Below are 14736 nucleotides of genomic sequence, written 5' to 3' on the forward strand. Positions count from 1 at the left end.
GGGCTAAAGCCCGCGCGGGCGCATCATGTCACCCGCAATACCCTCGTCTGCACCCGGTTCAAGGGCGATCCACAACAGGCGTTCCGGGTCATAGGGCTGCGGCATCACGACCTGACCGGCAGGTACTTTTGAAAATCCGGCCCGCTGGTAGTAGGGCAAATCCCCAACGAGAAACACCAGCCCGTGACCCTGCTCTTTTGCAGCTGCCAGACTTGCCGCCATCAAAGCCAACCCTGCCCCTTTGCTTTGCAGGTCCGGGGCAACCGCGAGCGGTCCAAGCAACAGCGCATCGGTAACCGCGCCTTCCGCATTCGGCCCGATCTGAACGGGCCAGTAGCGGATACTGCCGGCCAGCTTTTCTTCAGTGTCGCCTCTTGGTCCGGCAACATTGGTGTACTCGGCAACAAACGACAGGGTGTCGATGGGATCCACGCCTTCGCGCAGCCGGTAGGAGGCTTTGGCAAAGCGACCCGGTCCAAAGGCCAGGTCCAAAAGAGCATCAACGGCCTTGGCATGGCCTTGTGTCTGAGGCCGCACGACAAAAGGCGCTAGGGATGCGGGCGCGGAGGAAGAATGAGACGGCATGGAACAAGATATCCTGATCAACCGGTTTTTTGACAGCGAAACGAAACGTGCTGCCGCCCGATTGAGCCGCTTACCGGTTACGCGGCGGCTGCAGGGCGCACGAAGCACGATGCGCGCATGGATCGGCTGGCAAATGCCACAGCCGACGCAAGGCGCGTCATGGGTCGTCGTCGCTGGCAGCGCAAAATCATTGCGTGTGTTGATCCCGGTTGGTCCCGCAAAGGAACAGGACATCTGAAAAGCGCAAGTCTGGTATCACGCCAATACGACCCTCGTAAAGCCTCATCAGACGGCCACCGCGCTAGGGCGCCAGAATGGATCGTGAAACGCCATGCTTAACGGCCCGGCAGGCACGCTTGTGTGTCCAGCCACGATCAGATGTCAGCAAGTCATAGGTCTGCACCGAAGAAGAGGTCCAGATGTAGTCCGCTGCTTCCGCCTGCGTCCACCCCTCCGCAAGTGCCTTGTCTCGCGCCAGTGATCGTGCGACCTGGCGCCAGACGCCAAGCAACTCGTCCATCCGATCCTTCCACGCAGCTGCGACATCATCGTCAGTTGACCGCAATCTGACGAGATCACGCGCGACCGGCATAATACCGGGAACAAACGCAAGCCAGGCATCAAGTGCCGCCTCAAGCCGACGTGCTGGATCCTTGTGGCTCAGCGCCACGGTAAATCTCTCGAAAATCTGCCCCCGCTCATCCGCGCGCTTGAGCAATGCCATGAGCAGCCCCCCACGCGAGCCAAAATGCACATAGACGCTCTGCCGCGTGATACCGGCAGCCGCGGCAATTTCGGCAATACTTGCCGACGCACCCTGCTCCGCGACCAGGTCCCAGGCAGCATCAAGAATGCCCAGCCGGGTGCGGGTCGTACGATCAATATTTGACACGTGTAACATTCGCTCCTATTTGACACGTGTAAATTATCCAGGAGCCACTCTCATGCCAAGCCAAATCACACACCCAGTCGAAGACCGGATTGCCCGCATCATGACCGCCTATGCGGAACACCCTGAAGGATCAGTGCCGACAAAAGCGCAATGGGACATGCTTGCAGGCCTGCCGGACACCGCTACCGTTGCTCTCATCAACCACTTCCGGTTTCGCGAGCGTGCAGTCTATCCAGATGGGCGAGCCACCGAACTGAACGGCCACGAGGCCTTTGGCCTGTACACAGCCGTCAGCGGCGACGCTCTTACACGCGCCGGAGGACACTTTTTGATGATGAGCCTGCCGGCGGGCACTTTGATTGGAGACGATGCGCAGTGGGATCTGGTGGCCATCGGCCAGTATCAAAATCCGCAGGGTATTTTTGCAATTTTTGAAGACCCGGAATATCGCGACTGCTTCATCCACAGGACCGCCGCTCTCGCCGCTCAGCGCGTCTCTCTTTGCACGATGTAGGGACCCCACGCCTAAACACCCTTTGATCCTGACCCAGTTCCCGCTAGCTTGCCCGTCAAATACGCTCTTCAAAACACGTAAGGGAGAAAACGCAGATGGGTGTTCTTGACGGAAAAGTGGTTCTGGTCACAGGCGCGGCACGCGGCATTGGCAAGGAATGCGCGGTGCTGGCAGCACGCGAAGGCGCAAAGGTCGTGATCAACGATCTGGGCGGCAGCGTTGCTGGTGGTGACGCAGGGGATTCCAGCCCGGCGCAGGATGTGGCAGACGAAATCAAGGCAGCCGGCGGTGAAGCCGTCGCCAACTCAGATAGCGTCAGCGACCGCAAAGGTGCCGACCACATGTTCCAGCAGGCCATGGACGAGTTCGGCGGCCTCAACGTGGTGATCAACCCGGCCGGCATTCTGCGCGACAAGATGTTCCACAAGATGGACGATGAAGACTGGGATGCGGTCATCAATGTGCATCTCAATGGCGCGTACAATGTCACCCGTGCGACCATCAATCACTTCCGCGAGCAGCAGGACGGCGCCTATGTGCTGTTCACATCCACCTCCGGCATCATCGGCAATGTAGGACAAGCCAACTACGCCGCCGCCAAGATGGGCGTCGCCGGTCTGTCGCGCATCATCGCCATGGAAGGCGCCATGAAGAATGTGCGTTCCAACATCATCGCGCCTTTTGCATGGACACGGATGATTGCCACCATCCCGGTGAAGGACGAAGAAAGCCAGAAGCGCGTCGAGCGCATGAAGAATGCCATGCGCGCAGATCAGGTCGCCCAGCTTGCCATTGGCCTGTCTGCACCGTCTGACGTATCCGGTCAGATCTTTGTTGCCCGCGGCAATGAAGTCTTCCTCATGAGCCAGTCGCGCCCATTGCGCGGCATGACTCGCATGGAAGGCTGGTCACCGGAAACACTGCTCGAGCATGGCTTCCCCGCCATGAAGGCGGACATGCTGGACCTGGGCAACACAGGCAGCGTGTTTACGTGGGAACCGGTCTAGACCAACCACAACGCACCAAACAAAAAGGGCGGCTCACTGAGCCGCCCTTTGTCGTGAAAAGTCTAATGCTATTCTTCAACGACGATCACATCAGCTGTGTCATCGTCCTGGCCAATACGCCAGACGCTTGTCGGACGGTCGCCGTCATACCGCACGGACATCGGCAGGGCTTCATGGAAAGCCTTGAGCAGAGGATCGTCTGAAATTTCCACGCCGGTTTCAACGCCACTGATGACACAAGGATCGCGGTCATTGCGGTTGATGCCGCCAAGCGACGTGGTGCACTGGCGCTGGGCTGTATTGATGATACGGCGATGCTTCACTTCAAGCGCGCGCAGGCTCTCTTCGTCTTCTGGCAGAACAACAATCACCTGCTCCTCGGCGCCATCAGCGCCCGGCGCCATGATCACCTTGTCATCTTCAGCCTGAGCTGCGGACGCCATCAGCATCGCAACGGCTCCTGCTGTCGCCACACACACATTCTTTTTCCAATTATGCACGCCCATCATTCGCCTCCTGAGATGCCAAAGGCACCCGTTTTTTGATTGAAAAGAAGCGGCACGCAGTAAGCAGCAAAGAGGGGACGCCCATGAGGGGGAAATCGGGCGGGGCCGCTGCTGCGTGCCGCTTGACTATAGAACGCGCCAACGGCCTGACGGTTCCCGCGGACGGTCAGTTTTATTGTTTCCCCCACGCAAAAAGTTTCATTCCTGAACACCTGTTTATCCAGCAGCCCCGAGACCCAATGTTTCAGCCAACACACGTGAACACGCCAATTCCGCTGCAAACTGGAAATTGGCACCTTTATGGAGGCTGACATGGTTGATATTCGCAAGTTTGACGACCACCCCCACACCCGTCTTCCCTGGCTGGATGCCTATCATCACTTTAATTTCGGCCCCCACCGTCACGTGGGCCGCAATGGATGGGGCAGCCTGCTGGTCTGGAACGATGACACCATTGATCCCCACACCGGCTTTGATCTGCATGGCCATCGCGACATGGAAATCATCACCTATGTGCGAGAGGGTGCCATCACCCACAAGGACCATCTGGGCAATGAAGGCCGCACGGACGCAGGCGACGTTCAGGTGATGTCTGCCGGAAGTGGCATTCAGCACGCGGAACACAACCGCGAAAACGAAGCGACCCGTATCTTCCAGATCTGGATCGCGCCCTCTGAAGCAGGCGGCACGCCGCAATGGGATCAGGCCCGCTTCCCCCGAGAGGACAGGTCCGGCGATCTCGTCGCGCTTGCCTCCGGACAGGGACACGACGGTGCTCTGCCCATTCGCGCCGATGCAGCTGTGTACGGAGCGACACTCAAAGCGGGTGACAGCATCACCCACACCCTGGGTGAGGGACGCTATGCGTATCTCGTGCCCGCCAAGGGTGACGTTCTGGTCAACGGAGAGCGTATCAGCGCTCGCGAAGGGGCTGCGTTGAAAGATGTCTCTGACATCCGGGTCGAAGTCGCAGGTGACGCCGCTGCCGAAATCCTGCTGGCCGACGTTCCTGCCTAAGGACCAAGAGACAACAACAAGCAGGCCCCGCCATGTTGAGTGGCGGGGCCTGCACTCGTTTCAGATGGACGTGTTGGGCCTATTCAAGACGAGTATCATCGTTGAGCAGAACGTCGTCGTCTGACCTGTCATCGTCCAACCCTTCCGCTTCGCCGCTACTGCTGTGGGGATCATCATAGGTTTCAGGATCAACATCACCCTGCGCACCGGGCTCACCGACGTCCGGCAACGTTTCGGTGGCATCATCCGTGGCGTCAGTCTCAGCCTCGTCGTCGCCCCAGATGCTGGCGATTGTTTCCGGTGACGCAAATTCATGTTTGCCAGACGCACCCTCGTCGCCGTCCGGAGAGGCCGCATAGGCAGCGCCTCCAAGAGCCAGTCCACCGATGATGGCAACTGAAGCGATGATTGATGTGTGCGTGGCACCCTTGCTGCACAAACTCATTACTGTGTCTCCTACTAGGTAGGATCCCCTTCGCAGCGAGAGAACTCTCCCATCGCTTCCGGGCAGAAATGCGGCGTGCACTTGGTCTTTTGAGGGCGGTTGCAGTGCAGGCGCTGAGGTCACCCTCAGCCGTAAAGCACGCTCATGATCATGGCCGGTACGCCGGTGAACAACGACACGATGTAAAGGACATAGGCACCAAGGAACGCCATGCCCTCACCCCGGCTGATCCGCATCCCGCTGACCATCACCGGCACCATGATGGCCGTGGCCGCGACCATAATCCAGACGTCATAGCGGCCGATCTGCTCCGCCACCGGCGCGCCGCCCAGCACAGCTGTTGTGCCCAGAATGAGCAGCAGGTTGGAGATGTTGGACCCGATGACATTGCCAACAGCAACGCCCGCATGACCACGAAAGGCAGCCAGCGCAGACACGGCCAACTCCGGCAGGGACGTCCCCACCGCCACCAGCGACAGGCCGATCACGGCCTCTGAAACGCCCGCCGCACGGGCAATGTCTGACGCACCTTCCACCAGAAAGTCCGCTCCGAAAATCACGCCAACAAGACCCGCGAGGATCGCGGGGATGGCAAAAATGAATTTGGGCGGGATGCCGTCATATTCCTGCACCTCCGCCTGGCGACGTTCCGCCGAGGGCGCCTTGCGCACGACTTCCGACCAGTAGCTATAGGCGAGATACAGCACCAGAAGCACCAGCATGGCCCCGCCCTGCCCGGCTGTGATGACGCCCGTAAGCGCCACCATCGCAATGCCGAAGCTGACGGCCAGCAGGAACATGCCATCGCGAAACACCATGCGCGGTTCACAGACGATCGGCTGAATAAGCGCCGTCACAGCAAGCACGAGAAATATGTTGGAAATGTTGGAGCCGATGACACTGCCCACAGCAATGTCCGGCGTGCCAGCCAGTGACGCATTGATGGCCACGGTCAGTTCCGGCGCAGAGGTGCCAAGGGCCACCACCGTAAGGCCAACGAAAACAGGTGAGATGGACAGACGTTCCGCCAGGGCCACGGCCCCTCGGATCAAGGCTTCACCGCCGACCGCCAGCAACGTCAGTCCGCCGAGAACCAGCACATAACTCATCAACATATTCTACCCAGCCCGCCGTCTTTTTTCTGACCGATCGCCATTCTGCCCATGGAGGCATTGAAGCGTGGTTACCGTGACTCATACCAAAATGTCCCGGTAAGATGCGCCCAAGCAGCAATTCATAGCAATGCAGGGAGAGAATTTTATGACGGGCTTCAAGGAATATGACGACTACGACGCTTTGGGCCTGGCAGAGCTTGTCGCCAAAAAGGAAGTGACGCCCACAGAATTGCTGGATGAAGCCATCTCACGACTGGAAAAAGTCGACGGCACACTCAACTCCGTGCCCCTGAAACATTATGACGAAGCACGCTCCGCCATTGATTCAGGTCTGCCGGACGGTCCCTTCAAGGGCGTGCCGTTTTTGCTTAAGGATCTGCACCTGCTGATGAAGGGCACGGTGACGAGTTTTGGCTCCGGCGCCTTCAAGGACAATGTGGCGGACCATGATTCAACCCTGACCGAACGCTACAAGGAAGCAGGCCTTGTCATCTTCGGCAAAACCAACTCGCCTGAGTTCGGCCTGGCCGGAACAACAGAACCCCGCCTGTACGGGCCAACGCACAATCCCTGGAACACGGACCATTCTCCCGGCGGCTCGTCGGGTGGTGCAGCAGCAGCCGTTGCCGCCGGTGTGCTACCTCTCGCCAACGCATCAGACGGTGGCGGGTCGATCCGCATTCCTGCATCTGCCTGCGGTCTCTTCGGCATGAAACCCTCACGCGCCCGCACACCGCTGGGACCGGATCGCGGCGAAGGCTGGGGCGGCATGTCCGCAAGCCATGCGGTCAGCCGCACCGTGCGTGACAACGCAGCGCTTCTGGATGCCACGGCAGGCCCTGCACCCGGCGACCCCTATTCCTGCCCGGAGCCAAAGCGGCCCTTCCTGGATGAAGTCAGCATCGAACCGCGCCCGCTGCGCATTGCGGTGACGGACACAGGCCCCAATGGCAACAGCGCGGATGCCGCCGTCAGTGCCGGTCTTGAAGCAACCGTAAAACTGCTTGAGTCTCTCGGCCACACCGTGACGCAGGCCGCACCCGCCATAGACCCCAATGACATGACCGTCGCGCAGATTGGCCTGATCGCCAGCAGCACGGCCCTGGCACTGGACATGCGCGGCGAGGCACTCGGGCGTCCGGTCGCTCAGCAGGAGGTTGAAAACATCACCTGGGCCATCGCTGAAAACGGGCGCAGCCTGAGCGGCACGGATGTCGCGCGCGGCACCCTGCTCATCCACCAGTTCAGCCGTCAGGTCGCAGCCTTCATGAACGACTATGATGTGCTGCTGTCGCCGACCCTCGCCCTGCCGCCGGTCCCTCTCGGCACCGTCAACATGGATGGGGACGACATTGGCGCATACATCGACATCAACGCCCGCTACATGCCGTTCGCCGGTCTGTTCAACATGACGGGCCAGCCGTCCATGTCGGTTCCGATGCACTGGACCGATGACGGACTGCCGGTCGGCATGATGTTCACCGGTCCCTTCGGGAATGAAGCGACACTGTTCCAGCTCGCAGGCCAGCTTGAACGCGCGCAGCCATGGGCACATCGCCGTCCGCCAGTGCATGCCGCCAATTAGGGTGAACTACCAATAGGTCGTGGGTCGGCGGTTGGAGAAATACTCGTCCAGCCGCTGACGCGTGCCCGGCGTCGTGCCCTCCGGCAGGGCATCCGGCGGAAAGAAACCTGCTTCGGCAATTTCGAAATCCGCATGGGGGGCATCCCCCGCCTCTTCCCACTTGGGAACCTCATAGACAATCACGTGGTCAGACTTGAGCTGCAGGAAGTTCGCATAGGCACCCACAAGGTTCATGTCGCCGATCGCGCGGATGCCGGCTTCTTCGTAGAGTTCTCGGGCGGTTGCCGCCTCCAGCGTTTCATCGCGCCCCACGCCGCCGCCGGGCATGAACCAGCCCGGTGCATAGGTGTGACGGATCAACAGCACATGGCCCTGATCGTTCAGCACCAGCGCCCGTACCCCAAGGGTCACCGGCCGAAAAATGGCGGCGTAGGCCTTCCAGGCGGCATAGGCCAGCTTCAACGCGAAATGGACGACAGGCCGTACAAACCGGTTCTTCATGACGCCCGCCAAAGCTCTACCCCGCTGCCATCGGGCCCCTTCATGGGAATAGCGCCCGACATGATTCAAATATGATCGATAATTCGATCGAATGTAGGCAAGCAGCTTAGCAGGGCCCTAACAGGGCAGTCATAGGCTAATCCGTATGATTGCTCTTGAACGATCCCCGTCCGGCCTCGCCCGAACCGCCTTCGAGGCGCTGGAGGAGTTCGCCAATCCCAAGGCGGCTCACAGGCGGCGCAAGGCGGATCGCCATCTTGCCCTGGCTAAGGGGCGCAAGGCCCTCATACGTCTCAAGTCCACACCCCACGACCAAAAGGTCCGTGCCCCTCATCTGGCTGCCGCCATTGCAGCCATTGAGACCCTGGAAGCTGCCGTCCTGTCGCTGGATGCCATCACCCACAGACTGACAGATGCCCAGGAACTCCTTGACGCCGCCGACACGCCTGCTGCCGGGGAGGTAGGTGGCCGGCCCGACGAGGACAATGGAACGCGGGCCCTGCTGGCGGAACGCTATGACGAGCTGCGTGACGACATCACCCGCATCGCCAGCACCGCTTATGCCGGGCGGACCAATTTGCTCGATGGGCTGGGCGGACAACTGGAAGTGCCCCTTGATGGAACGGGCCGCGCCAAGGCCATCATCCCAGGTGTCAACGCCTCAGTGTCCTCAACCGATAATCCCAGTGGCATAGATCTGCCGCCGCCGGAGATGGCGTTTGCAACGGCGCAGGAACGCGAGACCATTGCCCGCGCCTTGTCAGCAGCTATCCAGCAGACCAGCGCCTTTGCCGCCCGCTTCGAGGTCGATGCGGCCCTTATGGCCGCCAGAGTACAACCCCCAAGACGCTAGAAGTGCGGTTTTCAGCCACTCTGCGGCAGGAAAATCTGTCTATTCTACCTAATACACTTTTAACGTGTGTTTCGTAGGCTGAACGCAACTGGACCTGAAACTGCTCGCCCTGGGGGGTCGACACACATGTCTGAATTGCGTTTTGACCGAATTCATCTCCTCATCGTCGAGGACAATCTGTTCATGCGCAATCTCTACAGCGCCATCCTGCGCGCCATGGAGTTTGAGCAAATACAAATGGCGGCGGACGGCTCGGAAGCCTTTGAGCTCATGCGTGACTTTCCCCCCGACATCATCATCACCGATGCGGCGATGCAGCCCCTCGACGGTTTTGACTTTGTACACCTGGTTCGCACGGCAGCGGACAGTCCCAATCCACTGGTCCCCATCATCATGGTCACCGGTTACCACAACCGGGCAAGTGTTGAGCGCGCCCGCGACGTAGGCGTGAACGAGTATCTGGCAAAGCCGGTGACGCCCGCAGGTCTGTATTCCCGGATCAACCAGGTCATTTCAAAGCCGCGCCCCTTTGTCCGTACACCAACCTATTTCGGACCCAATCGCAGACGCCGTGTCAGCCCGAATTTCACAGGCCCCTACCGCCGCGAATCCGATCAGCGCATCGGCCCGCCGACCCTCGTTGAATCAGGGAGCATGGGCCAGCAACGCAAAGCCCAGCGACATTCCCTGGCTGACTATCAACAGTCGGCAGGTGTTCTGAGTATTCCCGGCAGCGGCACACGCAACACCCACCAGATCGGGAGCATCTGATGCCAGTCGAATTCATCAAACCGAGCACCCGCCTTGCCCGTCTCGTCGGCGGGAAAATGCCGAACCACCTACCCGCAGACATGGCAAGCAGAGCGGCAAACGCGTCAGTCGCAGCCGTGGATGAGGCTTTGATCGGCATCCGCGAAGCCGTTGATCAACTGTGGATCATGGTGGATGGCCAGGGCGAGTACGCCGCTGATCATATCGATGACATCTATTTCAGAGCCCATGACCTGCGCGGCCTGTGCGGCACATGCGGCAAAACCGTCCTCGCCGGTGTTGCCGACGCACTTTGCAGCTACATCGAGGACGTCCGCGCAGCCGGACTGACACCCAGGGCAAACATCGTCTGGCTCCACGCCTCATCCCTAAGACGGGCGTCTCAGGACGACGGTGCCAGCTCAGCCCTTGGGCAATATCTGATTGAAAGCCTGTGTGCTCTACGCAAGAAGGAACTCGACGCTGCATGCCCCAAGAATTGCTCCTGTGACCTCATGACCAAGTAAGGCAGCTACCAATGGCAAGCGTTTCCGCCATTTATGACGCTGCGTCATCTTCTTCACAAAACTCTCGTAGCTGCGTAAGCTCATACCTATGTGAAAAAGTGGGACTGGACGAACGGTCCCCGTGACGCTGCGCTGGCGCAGTCCGCCAGCATTGCCCTTGGAGGACACGAGAGTGAGCAATTCTGCCAACGACCAGACGAAATTTACCGTTGATGCGGCCTATGAAGCAGTCGCGCCGGATGATTTCGCAGCCATGATTGAAGTCGATCGGTATGGCAGCCGGTCTGATGCTTTCGACAAGATCATTTCAGCAACTCATGACCATTTCTGGGACCCGATGGACACCCGTTACATCGACTTCTCAGCACCGTTCGATATGGAAAAGGAATTCCTGTTCGATCCGGAACAAAGCTTTGAGTTGCGCACCGCGATTGGCGACAAGCTGGACGAAAAGCAGAAGATCAAACTGGTCAACCTCGACACCCAGTGGAGCCTGTCGTCCATTCTGCATGGTGAAGCAGGTGCACTCTCTCTGTCAGCATCGCTCTGCCACATCCTCAAGGACCCTGGCGCGCAGGAATACGCTGCCAACCAGACCCGTGAAGAAGCCCGTCACGTCACCGGCTTTTCCAACTACATCAAGGCCCGCTGGGGCAAGCCGGTAGCCTGTGGCCCGGCGTTGCAGAACCTGCTGGTAGAACTCGTGAACTCGCCCTTGGTCTGGAAGAAGATCGTCGGCATGCAGATGATGGTTGAAGGCCTCGCCATGGGCGCCTTTGCCTCCTTCTACCGCTGGGGCCGTGACCCTCTGCTGGTGAAACTCATGCAGCTCACCATGACGGACGAAGCGTTCCACCATAAGTTCGGCAAGATCTGGGCAGATCGCACAGTACCAAACGTACCCGCAGCAGAACGCGACCAGATTGAAGACTGGGCATGGGAAGTGTTCCAGGTCCTGCTCTACAATCTGGGATCACCCGAGCAGAAGAAGCACATCTACGCCGAAGTCGGCCTCGACTGGGAGTGGGTACAGGGCGCTTTCATGGAAGCCCTGACCGACGAAAACATTCAGGAAGACATGAAAGAGCAGGAAAACATTTTCCGTGTTCTGATCAAGACACTTCTCAACGCAGGCATCATCACGGATCGTACGGCATCAAACTATGCAGCCTTTGTGAATATCAAGGAATTGCAGCAGGAGGGCGACCGTATGGTTGGCGACGAAATCGCTGAAGACGGCATCAAATTCCTGCTCGGCATCAATGGCGGCAAGTTTGTGTCACCAAATTCGACGGTGGCCGCTGAATAGCACCAGCCTGGGATGCGTTGAGTCTCATGCAGAAGTTATTGAAAGGCGGCACCTTGAATGTGCCGCCTTTTAGCGTGTGTCAGTCCAAATTCAAAACTGTGCCCATACCGTAAAAAAAGTGCCGACGTGTCCTTTTAAACGACATCAAACGGTGTAGCCTTCGACACACCTATTAATTGAAACCCGTTTTTACTTTTAACCTTTGATTGCAATTTCGGAATTCAGTATCGACCACCAATAAGCGGGAACGGCGCTGCGCCAGTATTGATGCAGTCCGATCTCAAAATTGATTTTAAACGGACCACAGGATGAGTTGTCCCAGTATGCCTGAGAAAAATACTTCAAAAGCGTCCAGAAAGGACGCTACAAAGCTCAAGCGAAATTTTGAAGACTGCGAAGCTGGCCTGCGTCACATTTGTGTTCAGCTGGCCGCAGTTCAACATTTGTTCAACGACGCGGAATTCGCCGACCTGATGCACCATGTGGATGCACTCGAAACGGCGATGCGCGACAAAAAGAAGTTGATTGGCGCCTAAAGTATTCCATTGCCCCTTCGGGTAGCGCCAATTTCTGCTCCGCTATGCAAGTTGCGGGTCCGGCAACTCCATGCCAGACTCATCGACCATGCATGCGCAGACGCAAGCAGACATGATCTGATTGGGCACAGGGCAGCGAATGAAACGGCAGCACGGCGTGTTTGCGGTTTTTTGTCAGGGCTGGATGAGCGAGACGCTCACCGGCTACGTATTCCCACGATCTAAGCATCGATCCATCACCAGGTTTTTCTCGACTGCCCTTCTGGTCAGCATGTTCGTCACGCCAGGCGCCTACGCAAATGTGTTCGATCACGACGACCGCCGTCCATTGACGGCAGAAGATGGATTTGACGCGGTCGGGCAAATTGCCTGCGCCAATTCAACCCGCCTGCCAATCGGCACCATCATTTCCCACGACGCCCTGCCCGATGACCGGGACTATGAGTTGGTGGTAACCGTGGCCCACACCTTCAGAGGGCGCGGCGGTGTCATGGAAACCCGCTGTGATTTCCTGCCGGGCGGCGACCGCGAGGCGGCAACACCCTTGCTGCATGTGGCCCTTGGCACTCTGGCACCAGGTCGCGCCTTTCATCATGACTGGGCCGTCGCAATCGTCTCCGGTCGCCTGTCGGATACCCACGGCGCCTTGCCGCTGGCAACCCTGACGGAAGATGACCTCCTGTCCCTTGAAGAGGCCGGTGCCCGCTATTCTCTGGTTGGCAAAAACGGTGAGCGCCCCCGCATGCTCATCTCGGAAAATTGCGCGCCGGTCCCAAAACTGCATTGGCATCACGGTTTCTTTTCGCAAGGCGAGCTGAACCACAATTGCGACATGATCCCCGGCTGGTCCGGTGGCCCCCTGGTGATGACCCTCGACGGCAAACGCCAGATCGTTGGGATCAATGCCACGGAACTCAACGGCATCATCCACAAGGTCGGAGATGCCTATCACCCACGCATGTTTGCCAACACGGCGATCCGCTATACCGGAGACTTCAAGGCCACCGTTGCCCGCATGGCGGCAACACCGTTCAACACGGATGATCTTTCTGCCAACCTGCACGAACAGGTGGCGTTCTCCGTCCTGCCTGAATCCTGCAAGGGCGAAGCGGACATGACCTCCAACATTCTGGATTTGGCCGTGGAGATTGCTCTGGTGCCGGCCGCAGAAGCCAGGTCATTTTGCTGACGCCGCAGCACTCCCGGACATGATACCTGCCACCATTGTGGAGAGCGCCTGACCGTAGGCCTCGCGTGCAGCCTTGGGGTCCGGCGACGAAGCAATCGCCTGCCCGGCCTGGATCATCGCACCGGACATCACCACCGCAATCGGCTCCAGCGGTTGGGGGGCCAGCGTGCCGTCATCGAGCAGATGCTGAAGAGCATGCTCCACCAGCACACGATTGACCGGTTCAACCAGACCTTTCCAGGTATCGAAGCCCAGCACGGCAGGCCCGTCTCGCAACAGCAGCCGCTGAATATCCGGTTCCAGAAACGCGTCCAGCATCATTTCAAGGCCAACGGCCAGGTCTTCGCGGTCATTGGTGATCCGCGCCATGGTTTCTTCAAACACACGCAGGCCAAGCGCCTCAGCCAGCTCCCGGCACAGGGCCAGAAACAGATCCTGCTTGTCAGCGAATTGATAATAGAGCGCACCGCGGGTGACACCGGCGCGAGCCACAATCTCTTCGGTGCCGGTTTCAGCGTAGCCCTTAGCCGTCATGATCTCGCGCGCTGCATCGAGCAGCTTGCGACGATTGTCCGATGGTTTCTGGGCAGGTGCTTTTTTGGGAGAACTCATGGAGCCTGTCTTATCATACAGTCAGTATCATACACCTTGTATGATTTTGGGTTTTGCGCTACCAGTTTCATACAGCCTGTATGAAACTGGTAGCGCAAACCGCGAAAGTGCTCTCCATGTCTGACATCCAGCCAGCAGTCCAACCGGTTGCCACCGCCCGGTCGCAACGCGCACGCCTGCCATTCGCCGCACGGCCTGTGGTGCCCCTTCTGTTGGCCGGCTTTGCAGCCTTGTCAGCCGTGGCCTTCGGCCTCTCAACCGGTGACACAGCGCTGGATGGTTGGCGGCTCGCCACGCGCTATACGGCACGTGTCGCGGCGGTGGTCTTCTTGCTGGTGTTTGTGACCGGCCCCATCTGGCGCGGTTTCAGGGCCGGCTGGATCGCGCCCTTCATGCGCAACAGGCGCTATTGGGGGCTCGGCTTTGCCCTCGCCCACATCATTCACCTGGGGGCCCTGACAACCTTTTTTATTGTCAGTCCTGAAGACCCCTCCCTCATCACCATCCTGGGGGGCGGCCTGGCCTATGTGCTGATCGTGGCGATGGCGGCGACGTCCAACAACTGGTCGCAGCGCACCCTTGGTCCGTGGTGGCACCGCCTGCATATGGTCGGCATGATCTACATCTGGATCATTTTTGCCCAAAGCTATGCGGGCCGTCTGGAAGACCCCGAAAGCATCTGGACCGGTATTTTCGGGTCCAGCCTGTTTGCGGCCGCCATGCTGCTCCGCATCGGCGTGCGCCTGACCGCCCAAATGCGGTCACAAAGCTGACCCCCAAGGCCACACAAGAG

Annotated in this window: 19 protein-coding genes; 12 read left to right on the forward strand and 7 right to left on the reverse strand. The window is 59.0% G+C overall.

The features are described 5' to 3' along the window. Positions 1–3: 3 nt before the first annotated feature. The gene (locus BN1012_RS10885; RefSeq protein WP_043949635.1) at positions 4–585 is read right to left on the reverse strand and encodes a GNAT family N-acetyltransferase; all 582 of its coding nucleotides are present in this window, start codon (positions 583–585) and stop codon (positions 4–6) included. Between BN1012_RS10885 and BN1012_RS17635 the strand changes: the two genes are divergently transcribed. Next, positions 584–823, forward strand: a complete 240-nt coding sequence (locus BN1012_RS17635; protein WP_043949636.1) for a hypothetical protein — start codon at positions 584–586, stop codon at positions 821–823. The genes BN1012_RS10885 and BN1012_RS17635 overlap by 2 nt on opposite strands. 63 nt (positions 824–886) lie before the next feature. Here BN1012_RS17635 and BN1012_RS10895 read toward each other — a convergent pair whose 3' ends face one another. Then, on the reverse strand, positions 887–1477 hold the full coding sequence (locus tag BN1012_RS10895) for a TetR/AcrR family transcriptional regulator (RefSeq protein WP_043949637.1): 591 nt from the start codon (positions 1475–1477) through the stop codon (positions 887–889). A 52-nt stretch (positions 1478–1529) separates the two neighbouring features. Here BN1012_RS10895 and BN1012_RS10900 point away from each other — a divergent pair, with 52 nt between their 5' ends. Both BN1012_RS10900 and BN1012_RS10905 read left to right on the forward strand, forming a co-directional pair. Next, complete coding sequence (locus BN1012_RS10900) at positions 1530–1991, forward strand: DUF1330 domain-containing protein (RefSeq protein WP_043949638.1); 462 nt, start codon at positions 1530–1532, stop codon at positions 1989–1991. Positions 1992–2086: 95 nt separating this feature from the next. Continuing rightward, on the forward strand, positions 2087–2998 hold the full coding sequence (locus BN1012_RS10905; RefSeq protein WP_043949639.1) for an SDR family NAD(P)-dependent oxidoreductase: 912 nt from the start codon (positions 2087–2089) through the stop codon (positions 2996–2998). Between the two features lie 68 nt (positions 2999–3066). Here BN1012_RS10905 and BN1012_RS10910 read toward each other — a convergent pair whose 3' ends face one another. After that, positions 3067–3504: a hypothetical protein gene (locus BN1012_RS10910; RefSeq protein WP_145973452.1), complete on the reverse strand. Its 438-nt coding sequence runs from the start codon at positions 3502–3504 to the stop codon at positions 3067–3069. 312 nt (positions 3505–3816) lie between these two features. On the opposite strand from BN1012_RS10910, the gene BN1012_RS10915 reads away from it, so the two are divergent. Continuing rightward, positions 3817–4521, forward strand: coding sequence for a pirin family protein (locus BN1012_RS10915; protein WP_043950957.1), 705 nt, complete (start codon positions 3817–3819; stop codon positions 4519–4521). A gap of 79 nt (positions 4522–4600) precedes the next feature. Here the strand turns inward: BN1012_RS10915 and BN1012_RS10920 are convergent, their stop codons facing one another. Continuing rightward, positions 4601–4966: a hypothetical protein gene (locus tag BN1012_RS10920; RefSeq protein ID WP_043949641.1), complete on the reverse strand. Its 366-nt coding sequence runs from the start codon at positions 4964–4966 to the stop codon at positions 4601–4603. A gap of 125 nt (positions 4967–5091) precedes the next feature. Further along, positions 5092–6075, reverse strand: coding sequence for a calcium/sodium antiporter (locus BN1012_RS10925; protein WP_043949642.1), 984 nt, complete (start codon positions 6073–6075; stop codon positions 5092–5094). A gap of 151 nt (positions 6076–6226) precedes the next feature. Between BN1012_RS10925 and BN1012_RS10930 the strand changes: the two genes are divergently transcribed. Next, positions 6227–7666 (forward strand): amidase, encoded by a 1440-nt coding sequence (locus tag BN1012_RS10930; protein WP_043949643.1) that lies wholly within the window; start codon positions 6227–6229, stop codon positions 7664–7666. A 6-nt stretch (positions 7667–7672) separates the two neighbouring features. Here BN1012_RS10930 and BN1012_RS10935 read toward each other — a convergent pair whose 3' ends face one another. Beyond that, positions 7673–8167 (reverse strand): NUDIX domain-containing protein, encoded by a 495-nt coding sequence (locus BN1012_RS10935; RefSeq protein WP_081826345.1) that lies wholly within the window; start codon positions 8165–8167, stop codon positions 7673–7675. Between the two features lie 145 nt (positions 8168–8312). Between BN1012_RS10935 and BN1012_RS10940 the strand changes: the two genes are divergently transcribed. From BN1012_RS10940 to BN1012_RS10965, 6 genes are all read left to right on the forward strand, one after another. Next, entirely contained in the window at positions 8313–9020 is a 708-nt protein-coding gene (locus BN1012_RS10940; RefSeq protein ID WP_043949644.1) for a hypothetical protein, read from the forward strand. A gap of 126 nt (positions 9021–9146) precedes the next feature. Then, positions 9147–9791: a response regulator gene (locus tag BN1012_RS10945; protein WP_063958502.1), complete on the forward strand. Its 645-nt coding sequence runs from the start codon at positions 9147–9149 to the stop codon at positions 9789–9791. Then, positions 9791–10297, forward strand: coding sequence for a hypothetical protein (locus BN1012_RS10950; protein WP_043949645.1), 507 nt, complete (start codon positions 9791–9793; stop codon positions 10295–10297). The genes BN1012_RS10945 and BN1012_RS10950 overlap by 1 nt, the downstream gene beginning before the upstream one ends. A gap of 172 nt (positions 10298–10469) precedes the next feature. Then, the gene (locus BN1012_RS10955) at positions 10470–11606 is read left to right on the forward strand and encodes a ferritin-like domain-containing protein (RefSeq protein ID WP_043949646.1); all 1137 of its coding nucleotides are present in this window, start codon (positions 10470–10472) and stop codon (positions 11604–11606) included. 323 nt (positions 11607–11929) lie between these two features. Next, positions 11930–12142, forward strand: coding sequence for a hypothetical protein (locus BN1012_RS10960; protein WP_043949647.1), 213 nt, complete (start codon positions 11930–11932; stop codon positions 12140–12142). A gap of 139 nt (positions 12143–12281) precedes the next feature. Then, positions 12282–13331, forward strand: a complete 1050-nt coding sequence (locus BN1012_RS10965; protein WP_043949648.1) for a trypsin-like serine peptidase — start codon at positions 12282–12284, stop codon at positions 13329–13331. Here the strand turns inward: BN1012_RS10965 and BN1012_RS10970 are convergent. Then, positions 13320–13943 carry a TetR/AcrR family transcriptional regulator gene (locus BN1012_RS10970; RefSeq protein ID WP_043949649.1) on the reverse strand — a complete coding sequence of 208 codons (624 nt, stop codon included), beginning with the start codon at positions 13941–13943 and terminating at the stop codon, positions 13320–13322. The genes BN1012_RS10965 and BN1012_RS10970 overlap by 12 nt on opposite strands. A gap of 116 nt (positions 13944–14059) precedes the next feature. On the opposite strand from BN1012_RS10970, the gene BN1012_RS10975 reads away from it, so the two are divergent. Then, positions 14060–14716 (forward strand): cytochrome b family protein, encoded by a 657-nt coding sequence (locus tag BN1012_RS10975; RefSeq protein WP_145973453.1) that lies wholly within the window; start codon positions 14060–14062, stop codon positions 14714–14716. Positions 14717–14736: the final 20 nt, after the last annotated feature.

This window comes from Candidatus Phaeomarinobacter ectocarpi, assembly GCF_000689395.1.
Classification (GTDB): Bacteria; Pseudomonadota; Alphaproteobacteria; order CGMCC-115125; family CGMCC-115125; genus Pyruvatibacter; species Pyruvatibacter ectocarpi.

What these genes read in the sequence shown, in the direction of transcription:
- BN1012_RS10960 (WP_043949647.1), top strand. Translation starts at nt 11,930, where the DNA reads ATGCCTGAGAAAAATACTTCAAAAGCGTCCAGAAAGGACGCTACAAAG.
- BN1012_RS10930 (WP_043949643.1), top strand. Translation starts at nt 6,227, where the DNA reads ATGACGGGCTTCAAGGAATATGACGACTACGACGCTTTGGGCCTGGCA.
- BN1012_RS10940 (WP_043949644.1), top strand. Translation starts at nt 8,313, where the DNA reads ATGATTGCTCTTGAACGATCCCCGTCCGGCCTCGCCCGAACCGCCTTC.
- BN1012_RS10900 (WP_043949638.1), top strand. Translation starts at nt 1,530, where the DNA reads ATGCCAAGCCAAATCACACACCCAGTCGAAGACCGGATTGCCCGCATC.
- BN1012_RS10915 (WP_043950957.1), top strand. Translation starts at nt 3,817, where the DNA reads ATGGTTGATATTCGCAAGTTTGACGACCACCCCCACACCCGTCTTCCC.
- BN1012_RS10965 (WP_043949648.1), top strand. Translation starts at nt 12,282, where the DNA reads ATGAAACGGCAGCACGGCGTGTTTGCGGTTTTTTGTCAGGGCTGGATG.
- BN1012_RS10910 (WP_145973452.1), bottom strand. Translation starts at nt 3,504, where the DNA reads ATGGGCGTGCATAATTGGAAAAAGAATGTGTGTGTGGCGACAGCAGGA.
- BN1012_RS17635 (WP_043949636.1), top strand. Translation starts at nt 584, where the DNA reads ATGGAACAAGATATCCTGATCAACCGGTTTTTTGACAGCGAAACGAAA.
- BN1012_RS10975 (WP_145973453.1), top strand. Translation starts at nt 14,060, where the DNA reads ATGTCTGACATCCAGCCAGCAGTCCAACCGGTTGCCACCGCCCGGTCG.
- BN1012_RS10920 (WP_043949641.1), bottom strand. Translation starts at nt 4,966, where the DNA reads ATGAGTTTGTGCAGCAAGGGTGCCACGCACACATCAATCATCGCTTCA.
- BN1012_RS10905 (WP_043949639.1), top strand. Translation starts at nt 2,087, where the DNA reads ATGGGTGTTCTTGACGGAAAAGTGGTTCTGGTCACAGGCGCGGCACGC.
- BN1012_RS10950 (WP_043949645.1), top strand. Translation starts at nt 9,791, where the DNA reads ATGCCAGTCGAATTCATCAAACCGAGCACCCGCCTTGCCCGTCTCGTC.
- BN1012_RS10970 (WP_043949649.1), bottom strand. Translation starts at nt 13,943, where the DNA reads ATGAGTTCTCCCAAAAAAGCACCTGCCCAGAAACCATCGGACAATCGT.
- BN1012_RS10935 (WP_081826345.1), bottom strand. Translation starts at nt 8,167, where the DNA reads ATGAAGAACCGGTTTGTACGGCCTGTCGTCCATTTCGCGTTGAAGCTG.
- BN1012_RS10885 (WP_043949635.1), bottom strand. Translation starts at nt 585, where the DNA reads ATGCCGTCTCATTCTTCCTCCGCGCCCGCATCCCTAGCGCCTTTTGTC.
- BN1012_RS10945 (WP_063958502.1), top strand. Translation starts at nt 9,147, where the DNA reads ATGTCTGAATTGCGTTTTGACCGAATTCATCTCCTCATCGTCGAGGAC.
- BN1012_RS10925 (WP_043949642.1), bottom strand. Translation starts at nt 6,075, where the DNA reads ATGAGTTATGTGCTGGTTCTCGGCGGACTGACGTTGCTGGCGGTCGGC.